A 19,156-nucleotide genomic window follows, 5' to 3' on the forward strand; every position below is an offset into this window, starting at 1 on the left:
CAAGAACCCAATACAGGAGGTTACTGGAGTAATCGGCTATACACAGACTGTGTAACTGCCCAATTTGAGCGTTTTTAAAGCGTTTTTCTGGGAGGGAAATCACTTGGCATTTTCTGACGACTGAAACCAAAAATGCCAAGTATAAAAGGAGGGGTTAAAGTGAGTATTGAGACCTTATAGCCCTAAGCCGTTACTGAACTGAATAGCTGCTGGAGCAATTTTTTCAGCTGACTCTAATGTAGCTGTCATAATCGCTTCTACAACCGTAGGGCTGTTGTATAGACCAACACCACCGCCGATACCCATTGCGAATGCCATGATACTTTGACGAGCGATACCACCAACGATACCTACCAAAATCATTGAACCAGCAATGATGCGACCCAGTGTACCTTGAGTCCAGTCGGTGATGGTGGTCCAAATGTCATCGAACTCTGTACCACCAGTACCAGCGTGAGCTTGGTTCGCAAACATAAGTCCAACGATCATTACTAAACCGACGTAGAAAAGAAGATTGGCTTTATTGTTAGCCTTATTTGTGATTTCCATGATTTTTTTCCTGATTTTCAATCTTAAAAAAGGCAGTTGAGATATTCAACTGCCCGTTATATCAAGTACTTACAAAGTACTGTTACGTATGAAATCACATACCTAATCCGTTGCTTAGTTGAATTGCAACTGGGGCAACTTTGTCAGCAGTTTCAAGAGTTGCTGTCATGATAGATTCAACAACGGTAGGGCTGTTGTACAAGCCGACACCGCCGCCGATACCCATCGCAAATGCCATCAAGCTTTGACGAGCGATGCCACCAACGATGCCTACCAAGATCATTGCACCTGCGATGATTCGGCCAAGCGTACCTTGAGTCCAGTCAGTAATGGTGGTCCAGATATCATCAAATTCTGTACCGCCTGTACCAGCGTGGGCTTGATTGGCAAACATAAAACTGATCACCAGAGCCAACGCCACCCAGAACAAAAGGTTGACTTTATTGTTTGATGTGGATGTGACGTTCATTTTGCTAAGTTCTCCTATTTAGTTTCTGAATTAGCTTTGGGTTTTATCGTTTGCAAGGGTTTGAGCATAGGTACATCTTGTTGAGTCCCTTCCCCAATTACCCACTTGCGCGGTTCTATTTCGGTGTAAACGTACCCAGTCACAATCAAGTCACCATTGGTATCCTCCCAAGGGGCTACCCATATGCGCATGACCTGTGCTGGAGTACGAATAGGCACCGGACGATTCGGGAGGCGCGGTGTGACGTAATTGTCTATCACTGAATCTCCCGTCGATGATGAGTTGGCTATCTCTCCTGGAACAGAAACAGGCTCTTCTCCAGGCTTTACTGAGCGTGGGATATTGCCATCGTTTGTCGCCGCATAGACATCTCGCGCTGACATACACTGAACACCATCAGGAATACCTGAACAGCTATACTCATCACTGCCGATTGAGGTACAGCCTGATAGCAATAAAGCGCTGCCCAAAATCATCGACACTGTAGATTTTATGGGCTTAACCATTGGAAAGCCCCCTGTGAAACTGCCCTTTCTGGTCAGCTTTTGTGTTTTTTTCGTCATTATTTTGTCCCCTGCGATTTAAGTTTTAGTTGCTGCCCCTTGGTGATAATTACGTCAATTTGACGACCTGCATCGACCTCTATTACAGGGAACATTCCCTCAGCCATATCAAGATAAAACTGAGCAACCTTCTCCATCGCACTTGATGCGCCTTTTGATATACCACTCTGCATAGTGTTTTCATTGAACACGTGTTGATATACAGGTGTGTCTGTTGGATTAGTGTTGATAACTGGAACTGGGTTTGTATCAAGCGCTTGAGCAAAGCCACTCAAGAAACCAGCCGTCAAAGATTTGGCTATCATTGCACCTTGTTTAGATACTAAGCGGCCACGTACACCAGCTTTACCATCTTCACCCACTGCATATCCGTCCAAGCGAGACTCAATTACGCCGCCGTCTTCACGAACACAGGAAATAACCTCGCCTCGTAGATATGCCCTTTCTGAGCTCAGATCGCCGTAACCGGATACAATCAAGAAACACTCACGAACATCGGCTCTGAATCGGTTAGGTAAAATAGCTTCCTTCTGGAGTCGAATTGTTGCTGGGAAAGGGTCTTTTCTTGCTCCCTTTGCGGTAGGAGCATCCATACCAGTGATCGTTACACCAGTAAGAATTGAACCCGCAGGTAAGTAGATAGAGTTGTCTTGGTCCTCCTGCTCTTCCGCCGCTTTCTCTTCTGCTTCGTTGTATTCTGTGTAGTTAACAATTCGAATGCCCGGTTGAGCGGTAGGTTTACCTGATCTATCCGATTCCTTACCCGTTGGTTTGCTGTGAGAGTTAGCTGGTAGTGGAGCTTTCTTAAAGAACTCATTAGGGTCCTTGTAATCAAGCTTTTCGGTAGAGGTGTATCCACCAGCTTGTTGAGCGCCCTGTTCCTCTGTCAAACCAGTTTCAGCGCCACCAGCTGTAGGCTTCCCTGAACGTTTTTCAGCGTCTTTCTGAGCTTTTTCTAAATCTCGCGCTAAGTTTCTATTTTCTTGAGAAAGCTCCTTAACATCGCGTTTCAGCTGTTCGAGTTCCTTACCTATATCAACTGATGCACCAGCCTTCGACTTAGTGTTCTCCAGTTCACGTTTTACTTTGTCCAGTTCACGTCGCAGTTGTTCTTGTTCAGCTTTCGTTGTTTTAAGATTGCCAACCAATGCATCCATACCCGCTTCACGAGTGCCCTTGTCAGTTAATACGTGACGGATGGTTTCTTTACGACTTTTATTGCTGGAGTCACTTGTACCTTCATCAGAAAAAAGACTCACAGCCACAAACAGAACGAAAACACCACCTGCAACAGCAACCCAACGCTTTTTGTTTGGATCGAGCTCGTTCCACCAATTCATATTAATCATCGTTTACATTCCTCCGCTCAACAGTGAAGGACGACGAGTAGCCGATTCGGTTTTCTCGCGCTGTTTTACTGCCACGTACACTTCGGTTTTCTGACCTGGCTCAAGAACCTTATGCGGCCATGAAGTCACACCAGCAACACTCCAGTTTCCGCAAGATTGCTCTTTGAACTCAATAGGTTCACTTGTGACGTTTCGAGCAATACCTACAAATACAGTCAAATGATGCCCCATCATCATTTGTCCATTTGCAAAATTGACTGAAATACCAGGCTGCGCACACTGAGGTAATTGAACATTGCTTGGAGTTCGATTCATGGAGTAGCCATTAGGGATTTCACCAAGAGCCAGTTTTCTGAATACTGTTCGAAGTGTTTCGATATATGGCTGACTTTGCTCCCAGCTTTTAGCTTTGTTGTTTGCAAACATGCCAGGTATTAAGCTGTTATTGTCGAGCTTCAAAAACACTTCACGAGGTGGGATTCTTTGAGGAACCATTGTTAAACTCAGCGCACGAGCTTCTGAGCCCTTTTCTGTAATGAACATGGTTACTGGGTATTCTTTTGCCGTAGCCACATAGATAACATTCTCTTTGATGCATATTTCCCCACATTCACCTTTATTTTGCCCCGGCTGTAAGGATGTTGACGTCACTTCCGGCTTACCAAATGGAGTAACGATTCGGTTGGGATGACCGATAGCAATAGGGATGATCTGATTAACCCCAGGCTCCATAACCAGTTGTGAGTTTTCAGTGTAACCACCAGCCAAATTCGAGCTATTGGCCTGAGTAGTTGTAGCTCTTTGTTTTGCTACTGAATCAGGGATTACGGGGGCTGGAACGTTGTTCTTCATAACACTGACAGGAACAACTGGTATTTCATCATCTGATGCATTCACTGCACTTGAAACACCAAGCGCAATTGAAAGCGCCAAAACAATCGAATTAACCTTCATTACGCTTTCTCCGGCTCTCTTCTTTACGTTCTAATTTGTCTAAAACACTCTTCGTTCGAGGGCGACCTTCATACGTGGTCATATAATCAAGGACAGGCATATAGTTCGAAACGCGGAGCTCAAACTCGTATGTTCTGTCTGTACGTTGCTCTTTTGCGTCAAAAGCAGCCCCCTTAACAAAGGAGTGCCCATACACAAAAACCTTGTCAGTCGTTTCTTCGTATTCGACGAAACGAGGTTCGAATCGCATAGTGATTCGGTCTGCTTGAATCTCTTGCGCTTGGATTTCAAGTGCATCAATAAACTCTTGATAAATAGTCGGTGCTAGAATTGGCTCCATACGTTCTTTGATGAAGTTAACGTTGCCGGGAGTTACGTTACCCATCAGCGTTCCAAGAGCCCATCCCCACGCCTCTTTGTATGATTGAGAGGCATTTTTTTGTGATACCCAAGCTTCTTCATTCAAAGTCCAAGGCTGAACGGTCACAATGGTCTCTTTGCTAAACAACTTCACAGCTAGCAGCAAGACGGTGAAGATCAGACCGAGGACGAAGACTCGCCCCCATTTATTTTCAGCCTGAGTGCCCTCCCAGGTTTTTAAATACACCTTTAAATTCAAGGGAAATACCTCCGGATAAATGGGTTTTTCAAAGATTTTGCTTTTGTTGCGATGAATCCCCCCCAATACAGCATGTGAAGCATGTAGCCATCAGGGTGGTTATCACGAAATCGACGATATAAATTGGTCACGGCCAAGCCGATTAAGAAAAAAATCAAGGCTTTGCCCATCATCACTCCGATGACAAGGCCAAGAAGCATAGGAGCCAGCTCATCTGCACTCCAGAGCAGCATGTGCGGCGGTTCGTCTATACGACGTGGGATTTTGACGGGCTTCATTCCATATCTCTTCCAATTTCCAATGTCGCCAATTCTGGAAGATTTTTTCAACAAACACGCCACGGGCTAACGCCCTTTTTGGGCAACTTGGGCGAAAAGTGGTCTTATAAAGAGAGAAACGGCATAAAGCCGTTTTTAGAGCGGGTAATGTGAAAGGTTAAAACAAGCGAACAAGATCGCCATACTGAATACCAAAAAAGAAACCTACGGCAAAGATTAACTGCCAAAGGATAATTTGCCCTACGCCCCATGATGCTCCAGAGCGTTCAGAGCTATTTGCTGTATGTGTATGAGAAGACATATAACCTCCAACTGATTGCTATTTAATTTTTCTTTATTCTCACCTGATCTCGTGCTCATTTCACAGCGCTGTATTTGTCCATTTGGGAAGCATTAAGACTTTCACATGTGAAAGTGAGTGACACAAAAAAGCGGCCAACAAATGGCCGCCTTTGCAATGTAATGTGACTTATCCGTTTTGCGCTTGCTTCTTCTGCTCTTGATATGCTGCTTTCATCGCGCTTTGGGTCTTTTCTACCCACTTCATTCCATCGTTACAGTCCACGTTGTCAGCGGCAGACTGAAAGCTAAGAGGTTTTCCATCTGGGTTCATGTTCCCCATAGCCAGAAGAAATGCATAGAGAGGATGTGTTTTCGTTACATTCTGAATATTTTCTATGGTTATCGGTTGATCGCACTTCTCTTCTAGTGTCTGAACCATAAACTCCGAAACTTCGGCGCAACTTTCACACATCAGTTCGAAGGTCTCAAAGAAAGTTTCCACTTCCTCCGTATAGGGTTTATCTGTCTTCGCCACTGCTGGACCTGCAAGCATGAATGCGGCAATGATTGTTAGAGCAGTCTTTTTCATATTGAATATCCTTTGGTTAAACTCGTTTTTGTAAATTGCCGAATGCAAGTCCCAACAACACACAACAGAGCATCATCACAGCGGGGATTACAATTGGATTTAGAGCTATGGGAGCAAAAAAGGTAATAAACAGCCCCATGCTTAGGAAGAACGTTCCTCGAATGCTATATCGGTGGACAACAGGGCTCGCATAGTCAAAGTTGGTTCGTTTGATCTTCCAACTCATCAAACCGTCATAAACCGCCGGGATGAACAAGATGAGCAGATACGGTGCCCAGGAGGACAAAAGTGCTAACCGCGTGTAGAACTGGTAAATTACATTGGTAAAGGCTTCAATTCGCCCCTCCACCCAAACGAACCATGCTTGGCCCATATTCTCCATTCCTTTCGACTTTCTACGTTCCTCTTCTGTTGGAATTAACGTGTGATACATAGCAGCATAAAAGCCAGAATCAAGCACACTAGTTTTGTACCAGTCCCCAGCTGTATCACTAATCCACTGTCTAGCTTCATAGCCTAAGTTCTGCTCCACCAGCTCTGATTCACGCTGAATTGTTTTATCTGTCCAATCACCAGGTACTAGCAAAAGAATCACCAAGACTTCAATGACTAGCAACCAAGCGACCAGCCACAACGGCTTCTTCATAATTGGTTCTCCTTAATACTGTTTTTACACTTTCGCTAGCGACTAACTGATACAAAGCCTTGCGAAGTTTGCATTCATTCTGATGTTGATGTGGAACAATGAATAATTCACCTTTATGGTCTGCAAGCCAGTGAGAAAAAGGCTCACCTTTCTCCACAGACCACTTGTTACCTAGTGAATCTTCAATCTCAATTTCTAGCGCTTTAGCTGTTTCAGTGATGATGGTTTCCAAGAAAACCCCTAGTCTTACCGGGTCCTCGTACTTACGTTTGTTCGCATGGAACACTACACCGCTATATTTATCTAATGCCTCTTCCAAAATCGGATAAATCACTGGCTCCTTATCCGATTTGATCCCATCAGTGATGAAACAACATAGTTGCTCAATCACATCATTGGTTGCAGGCCAATCAAAAAACAGCAGTGCCAGTGTGTGTGCATTTTTTCGATCACGCTTTCGGATCACGCTTAGTACTTTCTTGTGCGGATTCACATCAACCACTCTAGTAACCTCATAATTTTTATACTTATTCGCACTCATATTTCGCCATTAAGATGTCAAGATAGGTAGCCGTCCCTTGACTATCTTCCCCCCAGAGATTTTGGCTATGTACTCAAGGTTGGGCAGCATCCCCAGGAGTTGCGTAGAGAACAATTCAGCTTCTTCTTCCATAAGCCGTTCCCCTTGGTTGCCCCCATGCATAATCGGCTGCTCACCGTCCGTATTTTGGCCCTGCGTTCTCATGACGTAGTTCAAACGTGTTTTCGGTAAGTTGTCTGTAATGAACTTTTGTGTTTCAGGATCAATTACACGCAATGAGAATGTGTTGTTAATGTTTCCCAGAACCTGTAGTGCTTTATCTTTACTCCCCATCCGAGCGGCAAAGTCAGCGAATGTTTGTGTTGCAACAAATAGTCGAAGTTTCGCGCCACGACCTTTGTTGAGAAGCTGAATGAATGGGTCATTGATCACCTCTGCGGCTTCGTCCACAAAGATATTGACGGGCTTATTGTTGACACCAAAGTTGTATCTATCACCAGCAACAGCTGTTAAGTCAGATAAGAAAAGAGAGCCGATTGCAGAACCAACCATACTGTCGGTCAAACTATCCAGACCAATGTATGCAACCATGCCATTGTTTATTATTTTGGCTGAGTCACTTATTGGCCTGGAATCATCGACATCGCTTGAATCGGGAGACAGCATCTTTCCTAAATCACCCGAGGTAAGCATGTTCATGATAGGAAGCAGTGAAGCAACCATTTTCCCGAAGTGTGCCGAGTCATGTTGGAACATCGACAATAAGCCTTCCAAATCTGAGTGAGGGAACTCTGGTTGAATAACATCTTGGTAGAACTTCATCATGGCAAAGGCTTGCTTTTCTCTATTGCCATTTTTCACTTTTTCCAAATATGGTGCTGCTTTTGATTCCCAGTCTTCCATAACTCGTGCTGAATAAGCCTGTACGGCTTTGATAACCAGACCTGCGGCACCACCTTCCAAAAATCGTTTCAACAGAACAATGCTAGGACGTTCATAAGTCAGTACAAGACCTTGAGCGATATTGTTCAGTGCTTGCCAACCAAATGATTTGAATGGATCTGCACCTGCCTCCGAAGGTATCAACGCGGCCAAACGGCTCGCAATCTCCGTCACACGGCTAAAGTTACGTAAAGGGTCCAATCGCACGGATTCATCTGGGAACGCAGGGTGAAAGGAAACAAATCGCTCTGGATGGCCCATAGCTTCGCAAGCTCTCCTTGCATTGTCCCTCATTTCTTTATCACCCTTAGGGTCGATAATGATCACTGCTTCATTGCGCAAGATAGCTTGCGTGATCATAATGTCGAACATACGAGTCTTGCCTGAACCTGTTGTACCTACAATAAGCGTGTGGCCTTCTGTATGCTTCAACGGTTGCATCAACTTCTCTTCTTTTGGTTCAACACCGTGAATCCATGTTTGCCCCATTGGATCTTCTTTCTTTTTGCCTTTAAGGACGCGAACCGTCTTCTTGATTAAAGGCTCTTGAGCAGTAAAGGTGTGCCAGTCACGTTTGATGATTTCAAATACACGCTGAGCATGACGCTTTTCCCATACAAAACCATGACCAAGCCACATATCATCTTCTGAGCCAGCCATCATTTTTTCTAGCTCTTTTAAAGAGATAAATTCCAGTTCACGACCAAATAGATGCTTCTGGAGACGATGTAACATCATGGCTTTTGGGATTCGGGACATTGCCATAACACCACAAATACCAGTCATCCAATAAAACGGTTCCGGAGGCATTGACTCTGCCATTTGATTAACCGTCAAGGCCACACCGCTGGCAGCTGCCCACCCTAGCGCTGCACGACCTTCAAAATTTGGCCTCCACGGCATTTCATACCCAAGTGGGTCATAATCCATGCTCATCTATCTTTACTCCACCTCTAACCTTAAATTCCCCTGGCGAATAGTCATTCTTGGGCGTCGTTGCCCACTAGCGAGTAATGCTCTCAGCATAGATTTGCTAAGATTCGTACACTCACCAGTTACTTTCTCCAGAGCCTTATCGCTTGTTACCAAACACCCATCCTCCTTAATGACCGGACCGACTAACCATCGTCCTTTTTGGTTTTTTATCATTTCTTTCAGAAGCCTAATGGCCTCCTCTGCATCAATGTCAGACTGAGGAGGTAAAAAGTCCTCATCACTAATTTCTTTCGCCTTCTGAGGCTTTTTAGGTTCCTCGTCTTCTAGATCTATTTGCCCGACCACTTTTGTCATTGGCAGTTCTAAATCAGAATCGAAATCCAGACTCACTGGCCGCGTTTCTTTTGGTGGTTTATTTACCGTTGTCTTTGGTTTTTGGCGCTTAGGTAAACGTGACACATTTTGCTTTTCCTCATTAGAAGCACTGTTTTCACTCTCATTTTTGTGCTGTTCGGTTTGAGTTTTAGCTGCTGTGCCCTTCTTACCTTGTGCCGTTTGTTGTGCGATTCTTTTATTCTCAGATGAGCGGCCACCTGTTTGCTCTCCGGGCAGTAATGCTGAAATATCCATTGCAGGTTTAGGCTTTTTCGGCGTAGATTGGTTGGTTTTCTGGCTCTTAACTTTCTTTTCTGAGTGTGCCTTTTCAGCTTTCTTGCCAGATTGGCGTTTATCATTTAGCGCACTAACTTCACGAATTGGGTCAAAGTCTTTCTCAGCTTGTTCTATCGCAGCTTTGATAACAACTGAGATATCAGAAGAAAGTAACAACCCTTTAATGCCACTAAAATCATGAACCTTCCGGTTTGGATGAACTGGGTCAGGCACGATAGCGCCAGCGTCAAATAACGTGTTCAAGACTTCGGCTGGAGCCCCAAGCGCTCGGGCACCTTCTGGATAAAGGATCACTGCTTTTTTCTTCATAAAGCAAAGCACTTCACCTAATGTTTTGTGTCCATCCAGCACAGGAATAATGGCTTCTTTTAAAATACTTTCTGCCGCGCCGTATCCACTTAGAACATTCTCCAAATGACCACGCACATCAACATCACTCGATTTATCCTGCTGGCTGAAAGAATATGTCTCTGCATCTTGGAAATGTTCTGTTGGAACAAACTCTTCACGCTCTTCCATCTCATGGGAGTAGTCATAGGCATCCAAAGGGACAGCATCTATTGGTGCAAACATATCCTCTGGCGGCATTGGTGGGGCATCAAATATTGCGCTCGGTTCAGGGCCAAAAAACTCATTCGGTGACAAGGATGCTGCCGTGTTTGCGGATGCTTTAGGCTGACGCTTCTTGCCCGAGCGAATGTTGTCTATGCCGGGTAAAGATGTGTCTTCTTCGCTTTGTTCTGTTGGAACATTTGGCGTTTCAGCTTTGTCTTTTTGTGTTGTATCAGGCTCGGTATTGAGCCCAAATGCATCGAATGGAAAATCGCAAACTCCTAATGCCCCACCAGCATCTTTCAGCCCTTTCAATGGATCGTCTAATGCTAATGGTGCTGCGGTTTGAGCGATTTCTTGTGCTGATGGTTCTTTTGGGGCATCAGCTTTATCGTCATTCTTGCTTGTTTTGGTATCGGTGGAAGTGCCACCTTTCGGTTCCGATGATTGAGAGTCCGTTGAGGGCGGTGCTGCCATAAAATCTGGAATTTCGAATCCATCATCAAGAGAACCAATAGGCTCTGGTGTAGCGGTGAGCGAATCAGAGTTCTCATCTCCATCTTCCGGTGCATCGTCATCAAGCTCACTGGCATCAAGTTCCTGTTCGTCCTCATCGCCAATAACTTCACCCGCGATGGCCGCAGGCGGTTCAGTGGTAAAAACCAACTCCGACGATTCAAGACGCAGCATCTGCATTTTGATTTTCCCTGTGACTTCTTCCCCTTCTTGAGGTAATTCAGGGATAACTTCCCAATAACGATAGAAAACATCTTTGCCATGCTCTGGTAATACGTTTTTCAGAGCAAAACCACGCTCAATTAAAATATCAGCCAAGGTATCTGGATCACGAGGAATGCCAGGAATTTTATCTTCCGTTAACAAGTCATAAATATCACTGGCTCCCTGCTTCCATGTAATGAACACACCCTGATGTAAATGCCACACCTTCGCGCCAGGCTCATTGACTTTCCATTTGCCCGTTTTAACCAATCGACGTAAAGCATCAAATACATAACGCTCAACAGGAACACCGTAAGCAAACTCATCGACATCTAGGCGATTCTGTTTGAGGTCACGAGAAACACTTTCACCATCAGCTTTAAGCATTAACTTTGTTACCGGGTCATTGATTCTAAGACCTGATATTGCCTGTAGCATGGATTCAACAATGTCTTTACCGGGATCAGCTAGAAACTCCAAAGCCTCTGGAGTCAAAATTCGTTCGACGGTCAGCAGCGAAAATTGCTCGTGCCGTTTGTGTTCTCTATCTCTCCAACGAAGAAAATAACGACTCACATTATGGCGCTTAGCCCAGTCAACCAGAGTTTCTGAATATGGGTTCCACGTTTTACTACCATCGCTGTTTGTGATCACAACATCAGACAATGGCTTACCAACGTCATGCAATAACCCTGAGAAACAACATGCCAAACGCCATCGCGGCTCATTGTTTCTTCGTTCACGAGGGGAGCCTGAAATTGAGAAAATAACTGACTCAGATGCCTGTGTCGCCCAAAAGGCAACCTCCAGCCCATGACGAAACAATCCACCAGCTCCCCGATGATGATGAGCTTCGGATGCTGGTAATAAATGAACAAACGCCGCGTAACGGCCAATTACAGGCATGACTAAACGGTCGTACTCTTCTTGAGTAAAACCTAAAGTGCTCCTGATTTTTTGAATAAGTTCGTTCTGTGTCTGCAACACTTTATCGACTGGGGCCATTGGTAGCCCTTTGGCAAACGGCGGGTATCGAGGTATCTCTTCGTCAGCTAAATCCCTAACCTGGGAAGCTACTACCTCTACTTTTTTCTCACCGCGCCCACCAAATAATTTTTTAAAGGCACTACTTATCATCTGGTTCTTATTTACCTGCGCTTTTTCCGTGCGTATATGCTCGCAGACCCTTTTGTCTTCTCATATCTCCCCTCCTGTCCATTTTGGGCAGTTTGAGGCGTCAGAGATGATTGAGTGACCAGATAAAATACACAGCATCATTATTTGGTATCAGGAGAGTTGTATGGAAAGAACATTGCCCGATGCTGCCTATTTGGCACTTGATGCTTTAAAGCGCCAAGCACAGGCAGTAACCGCTAACAACATGCAGGGAGACAAAGAGGCTTTGCATCAGGCTCAGTCTGACATGTCTCTTGTTAATAACTGGACAACAGTCATTACTCGTAAGCTTTTAAGCAACAGTGATGGCCGGACAATCGACACCATTGATGAACAATGGTTGGAGCAACAATTCAATGGGTAAGCAGATGATTAAAAAGCAATTAGTAGTACTTGTAGGGTTAGCTATTTTGGCTGGGTGTTCCTCAACCAAAGATATCCCACCAACAAACGCAGAATTGCACCAACGCTACGGCATTCCTCAGCAGCCGACAGATCAATGGATTCAAGAGAACCTTCCTATCTACGAAGCGAAGGCTGACAAACTGCTTGCGTCTGATGATGATGTCGATGCCTATTACTTCCTTTTGAATATTGCTGAAAATCGTGGCAGTGCTGATATCGAAGCACATAAGAAGCAAGATCGTGTAGATCGTGGTCTCAATGTTTCTTATGAAGATTTAGGACTGGGTGGAGCAGCATTTCGCAAACCCGATTACATCCATGTATTAGGTCCAACAAGTAGTCTCGGCGCGAATAATGAAAGCGCATTGATAAAACAGCAGAAGGATAAAAATGGTTCCAACATGGAAGATGCCATTTCCGCATACAAAAAACTTTCTTCTGGTGTGAAAGGCAAAGGGTACTCCTTATACGAACTATCACGCTGGGAGCGTTTCTGTGATAGCGGTAATGGCATGGATGAACGCGATTGGCAGTTCATCGAGAAAGAAAAAGGCGAAACAGGCAGTATCCCAAGCGATCTGGTTGGTCAGTGCAATCCGCCACAACACACTTACCAAGATTATCTCACCGCTTGGACGCAATTTTGCACATCACAAAAAATGACGAATGAACAGCGCAAGATCGTTCGCAGTTCTACTCGCCCATTTACAGTGGTAAACCCATGCAAAGCCATAAAGTAACCACCAGCTCATCACATACTCAGTTGACGGAAGAAGAGCTTCTCGTTCTTCAAGCTAAAGCTGAGCTCTTTGATGAGCTGAACATCATGCTGGTTGAGGCCGGACAAAGTGGCACTCCGGAAGAAGCAGCAGTCGTTATCTCTGCCAACCTAGCTTTTATTGCTGGCACAGAGAAATCCCCCTTAATAGCCGATGCCTCCGAAAACTGGAAACAGCTGACCAACCTTTCTACGCAGCAAAACGGTATTCAAGACATCGCGCTCAAACCAAAGGAGTGCGCTTAAATGGATCTGTACATTTGTGAGAAGCCATCCCAAGCAAAAGACCTCGCAGCTGTGATGGGAGTAACTCAGCACGGCGACGGTTTTATTCATGATGGAAGTGGCCGGGCAATAACCTGGGCTCTTGGTCATCTATTAGAACTCTATATGCCCGATGACTATGACGAGAAATATAAAGCATGGTCCCTTGAAACACTGCCTATTTCTCCTGAATCATGGCGTAGCAAGGTGAGGCGTAGCTCTTCCAAGCAATATAAAGTGATCGAGCAGCTGGTGAAAAAAGCCAGCACAGTTTATATCTCGACTGACTATGACAGAGAAGGCGAAGCGATCGCTCGTTCCCTACTCGATAGATTCCGATACCAAGGCCCCGTAAAACGAGTTTGTTTAACTGCTCTTGATGAAAGCAGTATCAGAAAAGCACTTCGAAACATCAAAGATGGCAAGGAGACGATACCCCTTTATTACGCATCCCTATCTCGCCAGCGAGCTGACTGGGTAGTGGGTATGAACATGTCTCGCTGTTATACAGTACTTGCAAGAGAGGTTGGCTTCGGGCAAACGCTCCATATAGGACGAGTAATCACCCCCACGGTCGCCCTTGTGTGCCAGCGAGACAGTGAAATAGCCAACTTCAAACCATCACCGTTCTGGACGATGGACGTCGGTGTATCTGTTCAAAACGGTCAATTCCTTGCTCACTGGGTGCCGCCAGAAGAGTGCTCTGACGATCAAGGGCGATGTACAAACAAAGCCTATGCAGAGCAAGTAGCCGCTCAAGTAAAAGGAGCGCAAGCACTTATAAGTAAGGCTGAAACAAAAGCTGGCAAGGAATCAGCCCCTCTTCCATTTGATTTGACTAGTTTACAGCAATACGCGGCCAAACGTTGGGGGTACAGTGCGCAAGAAACACTTGATGCAGCACAAGCTTTGTACGAAAAGCACAAAGCAACCACCTACCCCCGTACAGATTGCAGATACCTGCCAGAATCACAGAAAGAGGATATCCCCGATATTCTTCAAGCTCTGATTCTTTCGGATCAGCGTGTTTCAGGGCTGGTGGCTGGAGCAGACCAATCGAGATCATCAAGAGCGTTCAATGACAAAAAAATCACCGCTCACCATGCCATCATTCCAACTCCGGCCAAAACCAACATAAGTGCCATGAGCGAAAAAGAGTTCAATCTGTACGATGCAATTCGTCGTTTCTACATCGCCCAGTTCTACAGTCCTTTTGAATTCAACAAAACTACAATTGATGTTCAATGCGGCAATCATTCGTTCACGGCCAACGGCAAAACACATTTACGTCAAGGTTGGAAAGTACTATTCAACAATGATGCAGAATCATCCCCTCAAGATGAAGGCGATGATCTTGATGGACCAAAAGAGCAAGAGAAATTACCGAAAGTTAGCCAGGGTGAACCAGCCTTGATCAATGATTCGGTAATCACTGACAAAATGACTCGGCCATCACCTCATTTCACCGAAGCCACACTACTAAGCGCGATGGAAAACATTGCTCGCTTTGTCACAGAAGAAAAGTTTAAGCAAGTCCTAAAAGACACCGCTGGCCTCGGCACCCCAGCTACCCGTGCAGGCATTATTCAGGGTGCGGTCGATAAAGGGTACTTGCAGAGAAAGAAAAAGCTCCTTATCGCCACGGATAAAGCTCACGCACTTATTGCTGTCGTACCAGCAGCGATCAAAAGCCCAGGCATGACGGCGGCTTGGGAACAGGAACTGGAGAAGATAGCGACAGGGAACGGAAACATGTCCGTCTTTATGCAGCAAATCTCAGGTTGGATTGTTCAAATGATCCAACAACTCAAGCAGAATGCTCCAACCCTAACTCAACCAGAAGGCATCTTAGCTAAGGCTTTCAAAAATGCGGAAGGTCCTACTCATGATTGTTTCAATTGTGGTGGTAAGTTGAAGCGACTAAAAGGGAAAAATGGCTTTTTTTGGGGGTGTCAGAACGAGACATGTAAAAAGACTTTTCCTGACAATCGTGGGAAACCAGAAAAGCGTATTGCTGCTGAGGATTGTCCTGATTGTCCTGACTGTGGCAAGCCAATGCGCCTACGTAAAGGCAAGGCTCCAGGTAAAAAGCGAGCTAGCTCTTTTTGGGGTTGTACTGGGTATCCTGATTGTAAATCGACGATGCCATACTCTCGGAAGAAAAAATCTCTGGAAGAGTTATTTGACTAACGTCTCGGGGCTTAGGCCCCGGTATATAACTGATAATCAAATAGGCTCACTGACACTAGAACATCCATTAAACAGAGTGATATTTAGCATTTTAAATTTTTAAGGGTCCATTATGTATCATAACCGAGAACACGCCAAAGCTGCTTTCAAACACCACACCCTGTATCTTAATCTAGGCTGGATGGATAATGATAGGCAAAGAGTGATTAATAGCCTTTATTTATATAGCTTAGCTAAATTCAAACAGGAAAAGTGTAGAGAAATAACCACTCCAACGACAGATTTCATGAATAGCGTAGATAGATACAAAAAACCAAGAATCGACAACAATTTCCCTGTGAACGCACTATCAAATAAGAGTTCTTTAGGGGTCGCTGTAGCACTGCCATTGTACAAACAATGTAAAGTAAAACGAGTAGAAAAGTTATTTTTAGGAATATTAAATAAATCTACAAGGTGTTACCTAGATCTATATGAATTCGAAATTAAGAAGCTCCTAAAGACTGAATGTAAAAAATTACACTCATTAGGCATAGGTATCTACACAAATTGAGCAAAAAATGAACGGGCCAACTCTTTCATCCTGTTGATTTCCTCTGTCGTGTAAGTGTTTAATACTTCGCACATTTGCAAGAAAACCCAGAGGCCTGCAAGTAAGGCTGAATGTGTCACTGGCTTTGAACGCTTCGTCAAACGCCCACTTAATTTCACTAAAAAACCTTTAAATTCATTCGCTTCTTCTGACTTGTCTGAGTAAAGCTTAAAAACGAGCGTGGTCGCAACACTGGCTACAATTAATCGTTTGAGTATCAATTCACCCGTTGTCTGTTGCCATTTCTCAAGCTGATGACCATTTGTTTTCAACAGTTTGAACCATGACTCAATGTTCCATCGGTGGCAATACCACATCGCTACCTCTGTCGCATCAACATCGAAAACATTCGATAATAAATACCATCTTGCTAACTCATTGCCTTTCTCATCGGTCACTAAGCTCATTACAAGGCGACATTCAGGCGCTTGCGACGCCAACTTTTCCGACTTTCTCTGCAACTCAACCTTCGTCTCACCGACAAAAAGATAACCTTCTCTCCCTCGGATTGAAACGACGCCTTTGATATCTGGGTTGTGAGCTTACGAGAAGATAGTGTACATAGGTATTAAGAAGCGGCTCTGGCCGAAAGCCAGAGCCTGTTTTGATTAGATATTGGACTGATAATTCCAGGGCAAGAACTGTTGTGGATTAGCCTTAACTTCACTTTCCATTCGCTGTATCGTATTAAAGTAATCCAGCACATTTATACCCGCTTCGGCTGATGTCGCTATCATCGCCATGATCACATCCGCAATGCTCGCACCAGCCTGTGTTTTATGGAACAGGGCATTTTTTCGGTTGCGAGCAACTAGCTTGAGTGCTTGCTCCGCTCGGTTATTATCCAGCTGTGCTCCCTCGAGACGGCAGAAGGCGGTCAGCCCCTCATAATGCTTAGTAAAATAATTAATTGCTTTACCAAGCCCGCTGTTTTCTTCTGTATTTCCCCTGTTCAGCTCGGCCTGACCCCAGTTTCGGATCTGCTCCATTACCGGAAGTGATAGCTTTTTATGCCAAGCTAACCGTTGCCCCGCGTTAAGTCCTAGCTCCCTGGCTTCATCATCGTGTCGCCAGATTTCACCATACCACTGGAGTACTTGCTCCACTTCATCTGGAAACTGATTAAGGACTTCGGCAAACTGCCGTCGTCCGTGACTGTTGCACAGACTGTGTTCGACCACGTAATCAAGCGATGGACGGTTGCTGGATAAGGCATCACTCATCAATATCGGGGGCGCGAGTGTCCGGCCACGGTCATGTAAAATCTCGTCGATGAACTCGCCGGCATGACCGATATTGGTCTGATACAACACGACAGTACGACCCTCTTTTAAGCCCGCGACTAAACCGGAGCTGTAAACACCACTGCGCTCTCGGGTTTTTGTTCCATTTCTCTGCGGCTTTTCTATCGGGACTTTGTCTAAAATTCGGTTGGTCGTGTCATCTAAATAATAGTGCTCTGCGTTTGCGGCAAACACTCTTAACAAGTTATAAATGGGTTGCAAGCTATTGGCGACTAACTCGACTTGGTCAAAGATGGTTGAGGCGGTCAGTTTAATCCCCATCAGCGCTTGCGTACTCTCCTGACGATAGTAGGGTGCACCTGCAAAAAACTTGTGAAGAGCCATCAGGCTGCGGGCACTGTAACCATACTTCTGGCTTGGCTCTCCATCATTTATCACGTCATTAGGTAACTTGGCAGTGAAGTACTGACCACAGGCATTGCAACGTAGCCGCTCCATAACGTGTTGCTCTGGGACGAACGGACTTTGCCCAGTGATCCGCAACAGCGTAGCGGGCTCGTATTTATATAACTTGCCTTTTTGACACTCGGGGCAACTATCGCCTTTCTTTAGATCGTCCAGTTTATGCTGAGTGACTTTCGGTTTCACTGGTGGTGTGCTGGGTTGGGTATTTTTAGGCTTAGGACGTTTTTGACCGCGGTTTTTGTTTTTCTTATTTTTCTGGCCGAGTAGAGTGTCCATCGTTTCTGATGACTTGACCATGCCAACCAACTTACGCAATTTATGCAGGGTGATATCGTTGTCAGACAGACGCTCTTGCAAGGCAGCCAGCGTCTTTAATGCCTTCAACAAGATGTGGCAATCTTCCGCACTCAGTGCTAAGTCGTGCTCCTTTGCCTCGTGCACTCGCTGGATAAGCCTGTCCAGCTCTTCGCTGTCAATATCGGTAAAGTCTTGTGCCATTTAAGTTCCTGTCGGCTGGCTTGCAGTGCTGATGCGCTAATTATTCCAGCATTGTGGGATCGGTCAACATGATCGTGAGGATCGATAACTTAAGGGGGAATAGTGTGCGTACGGTCATACTTTTTGCCAGCCAGGCAGCCCCACCAACAGAGCTTTAAGCTGCTTCGCGGCGACAGGGGTCACCCCATCTTGGTGATGACGGGGCCAATCTTGAAAGCGGCCTTTGCTCAGGCGTTTATTGATTAACCAGAAGCCAGAGCCGTCATAACATAATGCTCTAAGCATGGTTTGACGGCGGTTGGTAAACACAAACAGGGTTCCGCTACGAGGCGACTGTTTTAGCTGATGGCGACACAGGGCGGCGAGTCCATCAATACCACAGCGAAAATCGGCTGGTTGAGTCGCAAGCAGGATTTTACTCTCAGCAGTCAGGTGGATCATTTTACTTCTCCTGCTTCTTGTATCAGAGCTCGCAATAAGTCAGGAGAGACAAGGCCGCTGATACGGATCTGACTTGAATTAGGAAGAGTGAGCTGAAGGCTCAGGTCTGATTTAGGTAGTAAATCAGGCTCTATCTGTAACGGAACAAAATCAGGAGCGGACGACTTAACGGGAAGTTGCTTGCGCCAGTCATTGAGCTGGGTGGTGCAGATCCGTAGTGCTTTGGTCACGTGACTGATCGGATATTCTTCAAGCAGCTTGAGTGCTAAGCAGCGTAGTTCATCGGGGATACTGGCATGTTTATTAATGCGGGTTTGTCGCCAGTGCTCAAAGTCAGCAGTGGCCTGAATCAGGTTTTTCTGGTTTTGCATGGTGCCTTCCTTATATTGGATAAGCACTTAGTAAACCAGAGCTGGCGAGTTAAGTTGAGCTATGCTGCCGT

The 19,156-nt window shown here is 45.3% G+C and carries 20 protein-coding genes and 1 pseudogene; 4 read left to right on the forward strand and 17 right to left on the reverse strand.

Going from position 1 to position 19,156, the window contains the following annotated elements:
- Positions 1 to 174 precede the first annotated feature (174 nt).
- The 13 genes from traA (R7190_RS18420) to mobH all read right to left on the reverse strand — a co-directional run bounded on the left by traA (R7190_RS18420) (position 175) and on the right by mobH (position 11,798).
- A complete protein-coding gene (traA, locus tag R7190_RS18420) occupies positions 175 to 549 on the reverse strand; it encodes a TraA family conjugative transfer protein (protein ID WP_109320306.1) in 375 nt (124 codons plus the stop codon).
- 94 nt (positions 550 to 643) lie between these two features.
- Positions 644 to 1,018 carry a TrbC/VirB2 family protein gene (traA, locus tag R7190_RS18425; RefSeq protein WP_014386714.1) on the reverse strand — a complete coding sequence of 125 codons (375 nt, stop codon included), beginning with the start codon at positions 1,016 to 1,018 and terminating at the stop codon, positions 644 to 646.
- A gap of 14 nt (positions 1,019 to 1,032) precedes the next feature.
- Positions 1,033 to 1,581, reverse strand: coding sequence for a type IV conjugative transfer system lipoprotein TraV (gene traV / locus R7190_RS18430; protein ID WP_014386713.1), 549 nt, complete (start codon positions 1,579 to 1,581; stop codon positions 1,033 to 1,035).
- Complete coding sequence (locus tag R7190_RS18435) at positions 1,581 to 2,930, reverse strand: TraB/VirB10 family protein (protein ID WP_014386712.1); 1,350 nt, start codon at positions 2,928 to 2,930, stop codon at positions 1,581 to 1,583. The genes traV and R7190_RS18435 overlap by 1 nt, the downstream gene beginning before the upstream one ends.
- Before the next feature lie 3 nt (positions 2,931 to 2,933).
- Positions 2,934 to 3,884, reverse strand: coding sequence for a type-F conjugative transfer system secretin TraK (locus R7190_RS18440; protein WP_014386711.1), 951 nt, complete (start codon positions 3,882 to 3,884; stop codon positions 2,934 to 2,936).
- Entirely contained in the window at positions 3,874 to 4,503 is a 630-nt protein-coding gene (locus R7190_RS18445) for a TraE/TraK family type IV conjugative transfer system protein (protein WP_014386710.1), read from the reverse strand. Before R7190_RS18445 ends, R7190_RS18440 begins: the two co-directional genes overlap by 11 nt.
- Positions 4,500 to 4,781, reverse strand: coding sequence for a type IV conjugative transfer system protein TraL (traL, locus tag R7190_RS18450; RefSeq protein ID WP_014386709.1), 282 nt, complete (start codon positions 4,779 to 4,781; stop codon positions 4,500 to 4,502). Before traL ends, R7190_RS18445 begins: the two co-directional genes overlap by 4 nt.
- Positions 4,782 to 4,938: 157 nt before the next feature.
- Entirely contained in the window at positions 4,939 to 5,082 is a 144-nt protein-coding gene (locus tag R7190_RS18455) for a hypothetical protein (RefSeq protein WP_153274586.1), read from the reverse strand.
- A 168-nt stretch (positions 5,083 to 5,250) separates the two neighbouring features.
- A complete protein-coding gene (locus tag R7190_RS18460; protein ID WP_014386708.1) occupies positions 5,251 to 5,652 on the reverse strand; it encodes a hypothetical protein in 402 nt (133 codons plus the stop codon).
- Positions 5,653 to 5,668: 16 nt separating this feature from the next.
- Complete coding sequence (locus R7190_RS18465) at positions 5,669 to 6,298, reverse strand: DUF4400 domain-containing protein (protein WP_014386707.1); 630 nt, start codon at positions 6,296 to 6,298, stop codon at positions 5,669 to 5,671.
- The gene (locus tag R7190_RS18470; protein ID WP_046224205.1) at positions 6,255 to 6,839 is read right to left on the reverse strand and encodes a hypothetical protein; all 585 of its coding nucleotides are present in this window, start codon (positions 6,837 to 6,839) and stop codon (positions 6,255 to 6,257) included. Before R7190_RS18470 ends, R7190_RS18465 begins: the two co-directional genes overlap by 44 nt.
- Positions 6,840 to 6,848: 9 nt before the next feature.
- Positions 6,849 to 8,717, reverse strand: coding sequence for a conjugative transfer system coupling protein TraD (gene traD / locus R7190_RS18475; protein ID WP_084735634.1), 1,869 nt, complete (start codon positions 8,715 to 8,717; stop codon positions 6,849 to 6,851).
- A gap of 6 nt (positions 8,718 to 8,723) precedes the next feature.
- Positions 8,724 to 11,798, reverse strand: coding sequence for a MobH family relaxase (gene mobH, locus R7190_RS18480; protein ID WP_276456101.1), 3,075 nt, complete (start codon positions 11,796 to 11,798; stop codon positions 8,724 to 8,726).
- 163 nt (positions 11,799 to 11,961) lie between these two features.
- Here mobH and R7190_RS18485 point away from each other — a divergent pair, with 163 nt between their 5' ends.
- Genes R7190_RS18485 through R7190_RS18500 form a run of 4 tightly spaced genes read left to right on the forward strand, consistent with a single transcriptional unit; the run spans position 11,962 to position 15,474 of the window.
- On the forward strand, positions 11,962 to 12,201 hold the full coding sequence (locus tag R7190_RS18485; RefSeq protein ID WP_014386703.1) for a hypothetical protein: 240 nt from the start codon (positions 11,962 to 11,964) through the stop codon (positions 12,199 to 12,201).
- A 4-nt stretch (positions 12,202 to 12,205) separates the two neighbouring features.
- Entirely contained in the window at positions 12,206 to 12,982 is a 777-nt protein-coding gene (locus R7190_RS18490; RefSeq protein WP_128740496.1) for a hypothetical protein, read from the forward strand.
- The gene (locus R7190_RS18495) at positions 12,964 to 13,266 is read left to right on the forward strand and encodes a hypothetical protein (RefSeq protein WP_014386701.1); all 303 of its coding nucleotides are present in this window, start codon (positions 12,964 to 12,966) and stop codon (positions 13,264 to 13,266) included. Before R7190_RS18490 ends, R7190_RS18495 begins: the two co-directional genes overlap by 19 nt.
- Positions 13,267 to 15,474 carry a DNA topoisomerase 3 gene (locus tag R7190_RS18500; RefSeq protein ID WP_014386700.1) on the forward strand — a complete coding sequence of 736 codons (2,208 nt, stop codon included), beginning with the start codon at positions 13,267 to 13,269 and terminating at the stop codon, positions 15,472 to 15,474.
- Between the two features lie 540 nt (positions 15,475 to 16,014).
- Here R7190_RS18500 and R7190_RS18505 read toward each other — a convergent pair.
- The 4 genes and pseudogenes from R7190_RS18505 to R7190_RS18520 form a co-directional block, all read right to left on the reverse strand.
- A pseudogene (locus tag R7190_RS18505) lies at positions 16,015 to 16,602 on the reverse strand (transposase); the annotation flags it as partial.
- A 72-nt stretch (positions 16,603 to 16,674) separates the two neighbouring features.
- Positions 16,675 to 18,216, reverse strand: coding sequence for an IS66 family transposase (tnpC, locus tag R7190_RS18510; RefSeq protein ID WP_318137586.1), 1,542 nt, complete (start codon positions 18,214 to 18,216; stop codon positions 16,675 to 16,677).
- A 171-nt stretch (positions 18,217 to 18,387) separates the two neighbouring features.
- A complete protein-coding gene (gene tnpB, locus R7190_RS18515; protein WP_004393962.1) occupies positions 18,388 to 18,714 on the reverse strand; it encodes an IS66 family insertion sequence element accessory protein TnpB in 327 nt (108 codons plus the stop codon).
- Positions 18,711 to 19,085, reverse strand: a complete 375-nt coding sequence (locus R7190_RS18520) for a hypothetical protein (RefSeq protein WP_020433901.1) — start codon at positions 19,083 to 19,085, stop codon at positions 18,711 to 18,713. Before R7190_RS18520 ends, tnpB begins: the two co-directional genes overlap by 4 nt.
- Positions 19,086 to 19,156: the final 71 nt, after the last annotated feature.

This window comes from Vibrio sp. 1078-1 (genome assembly GCF_033340475.1).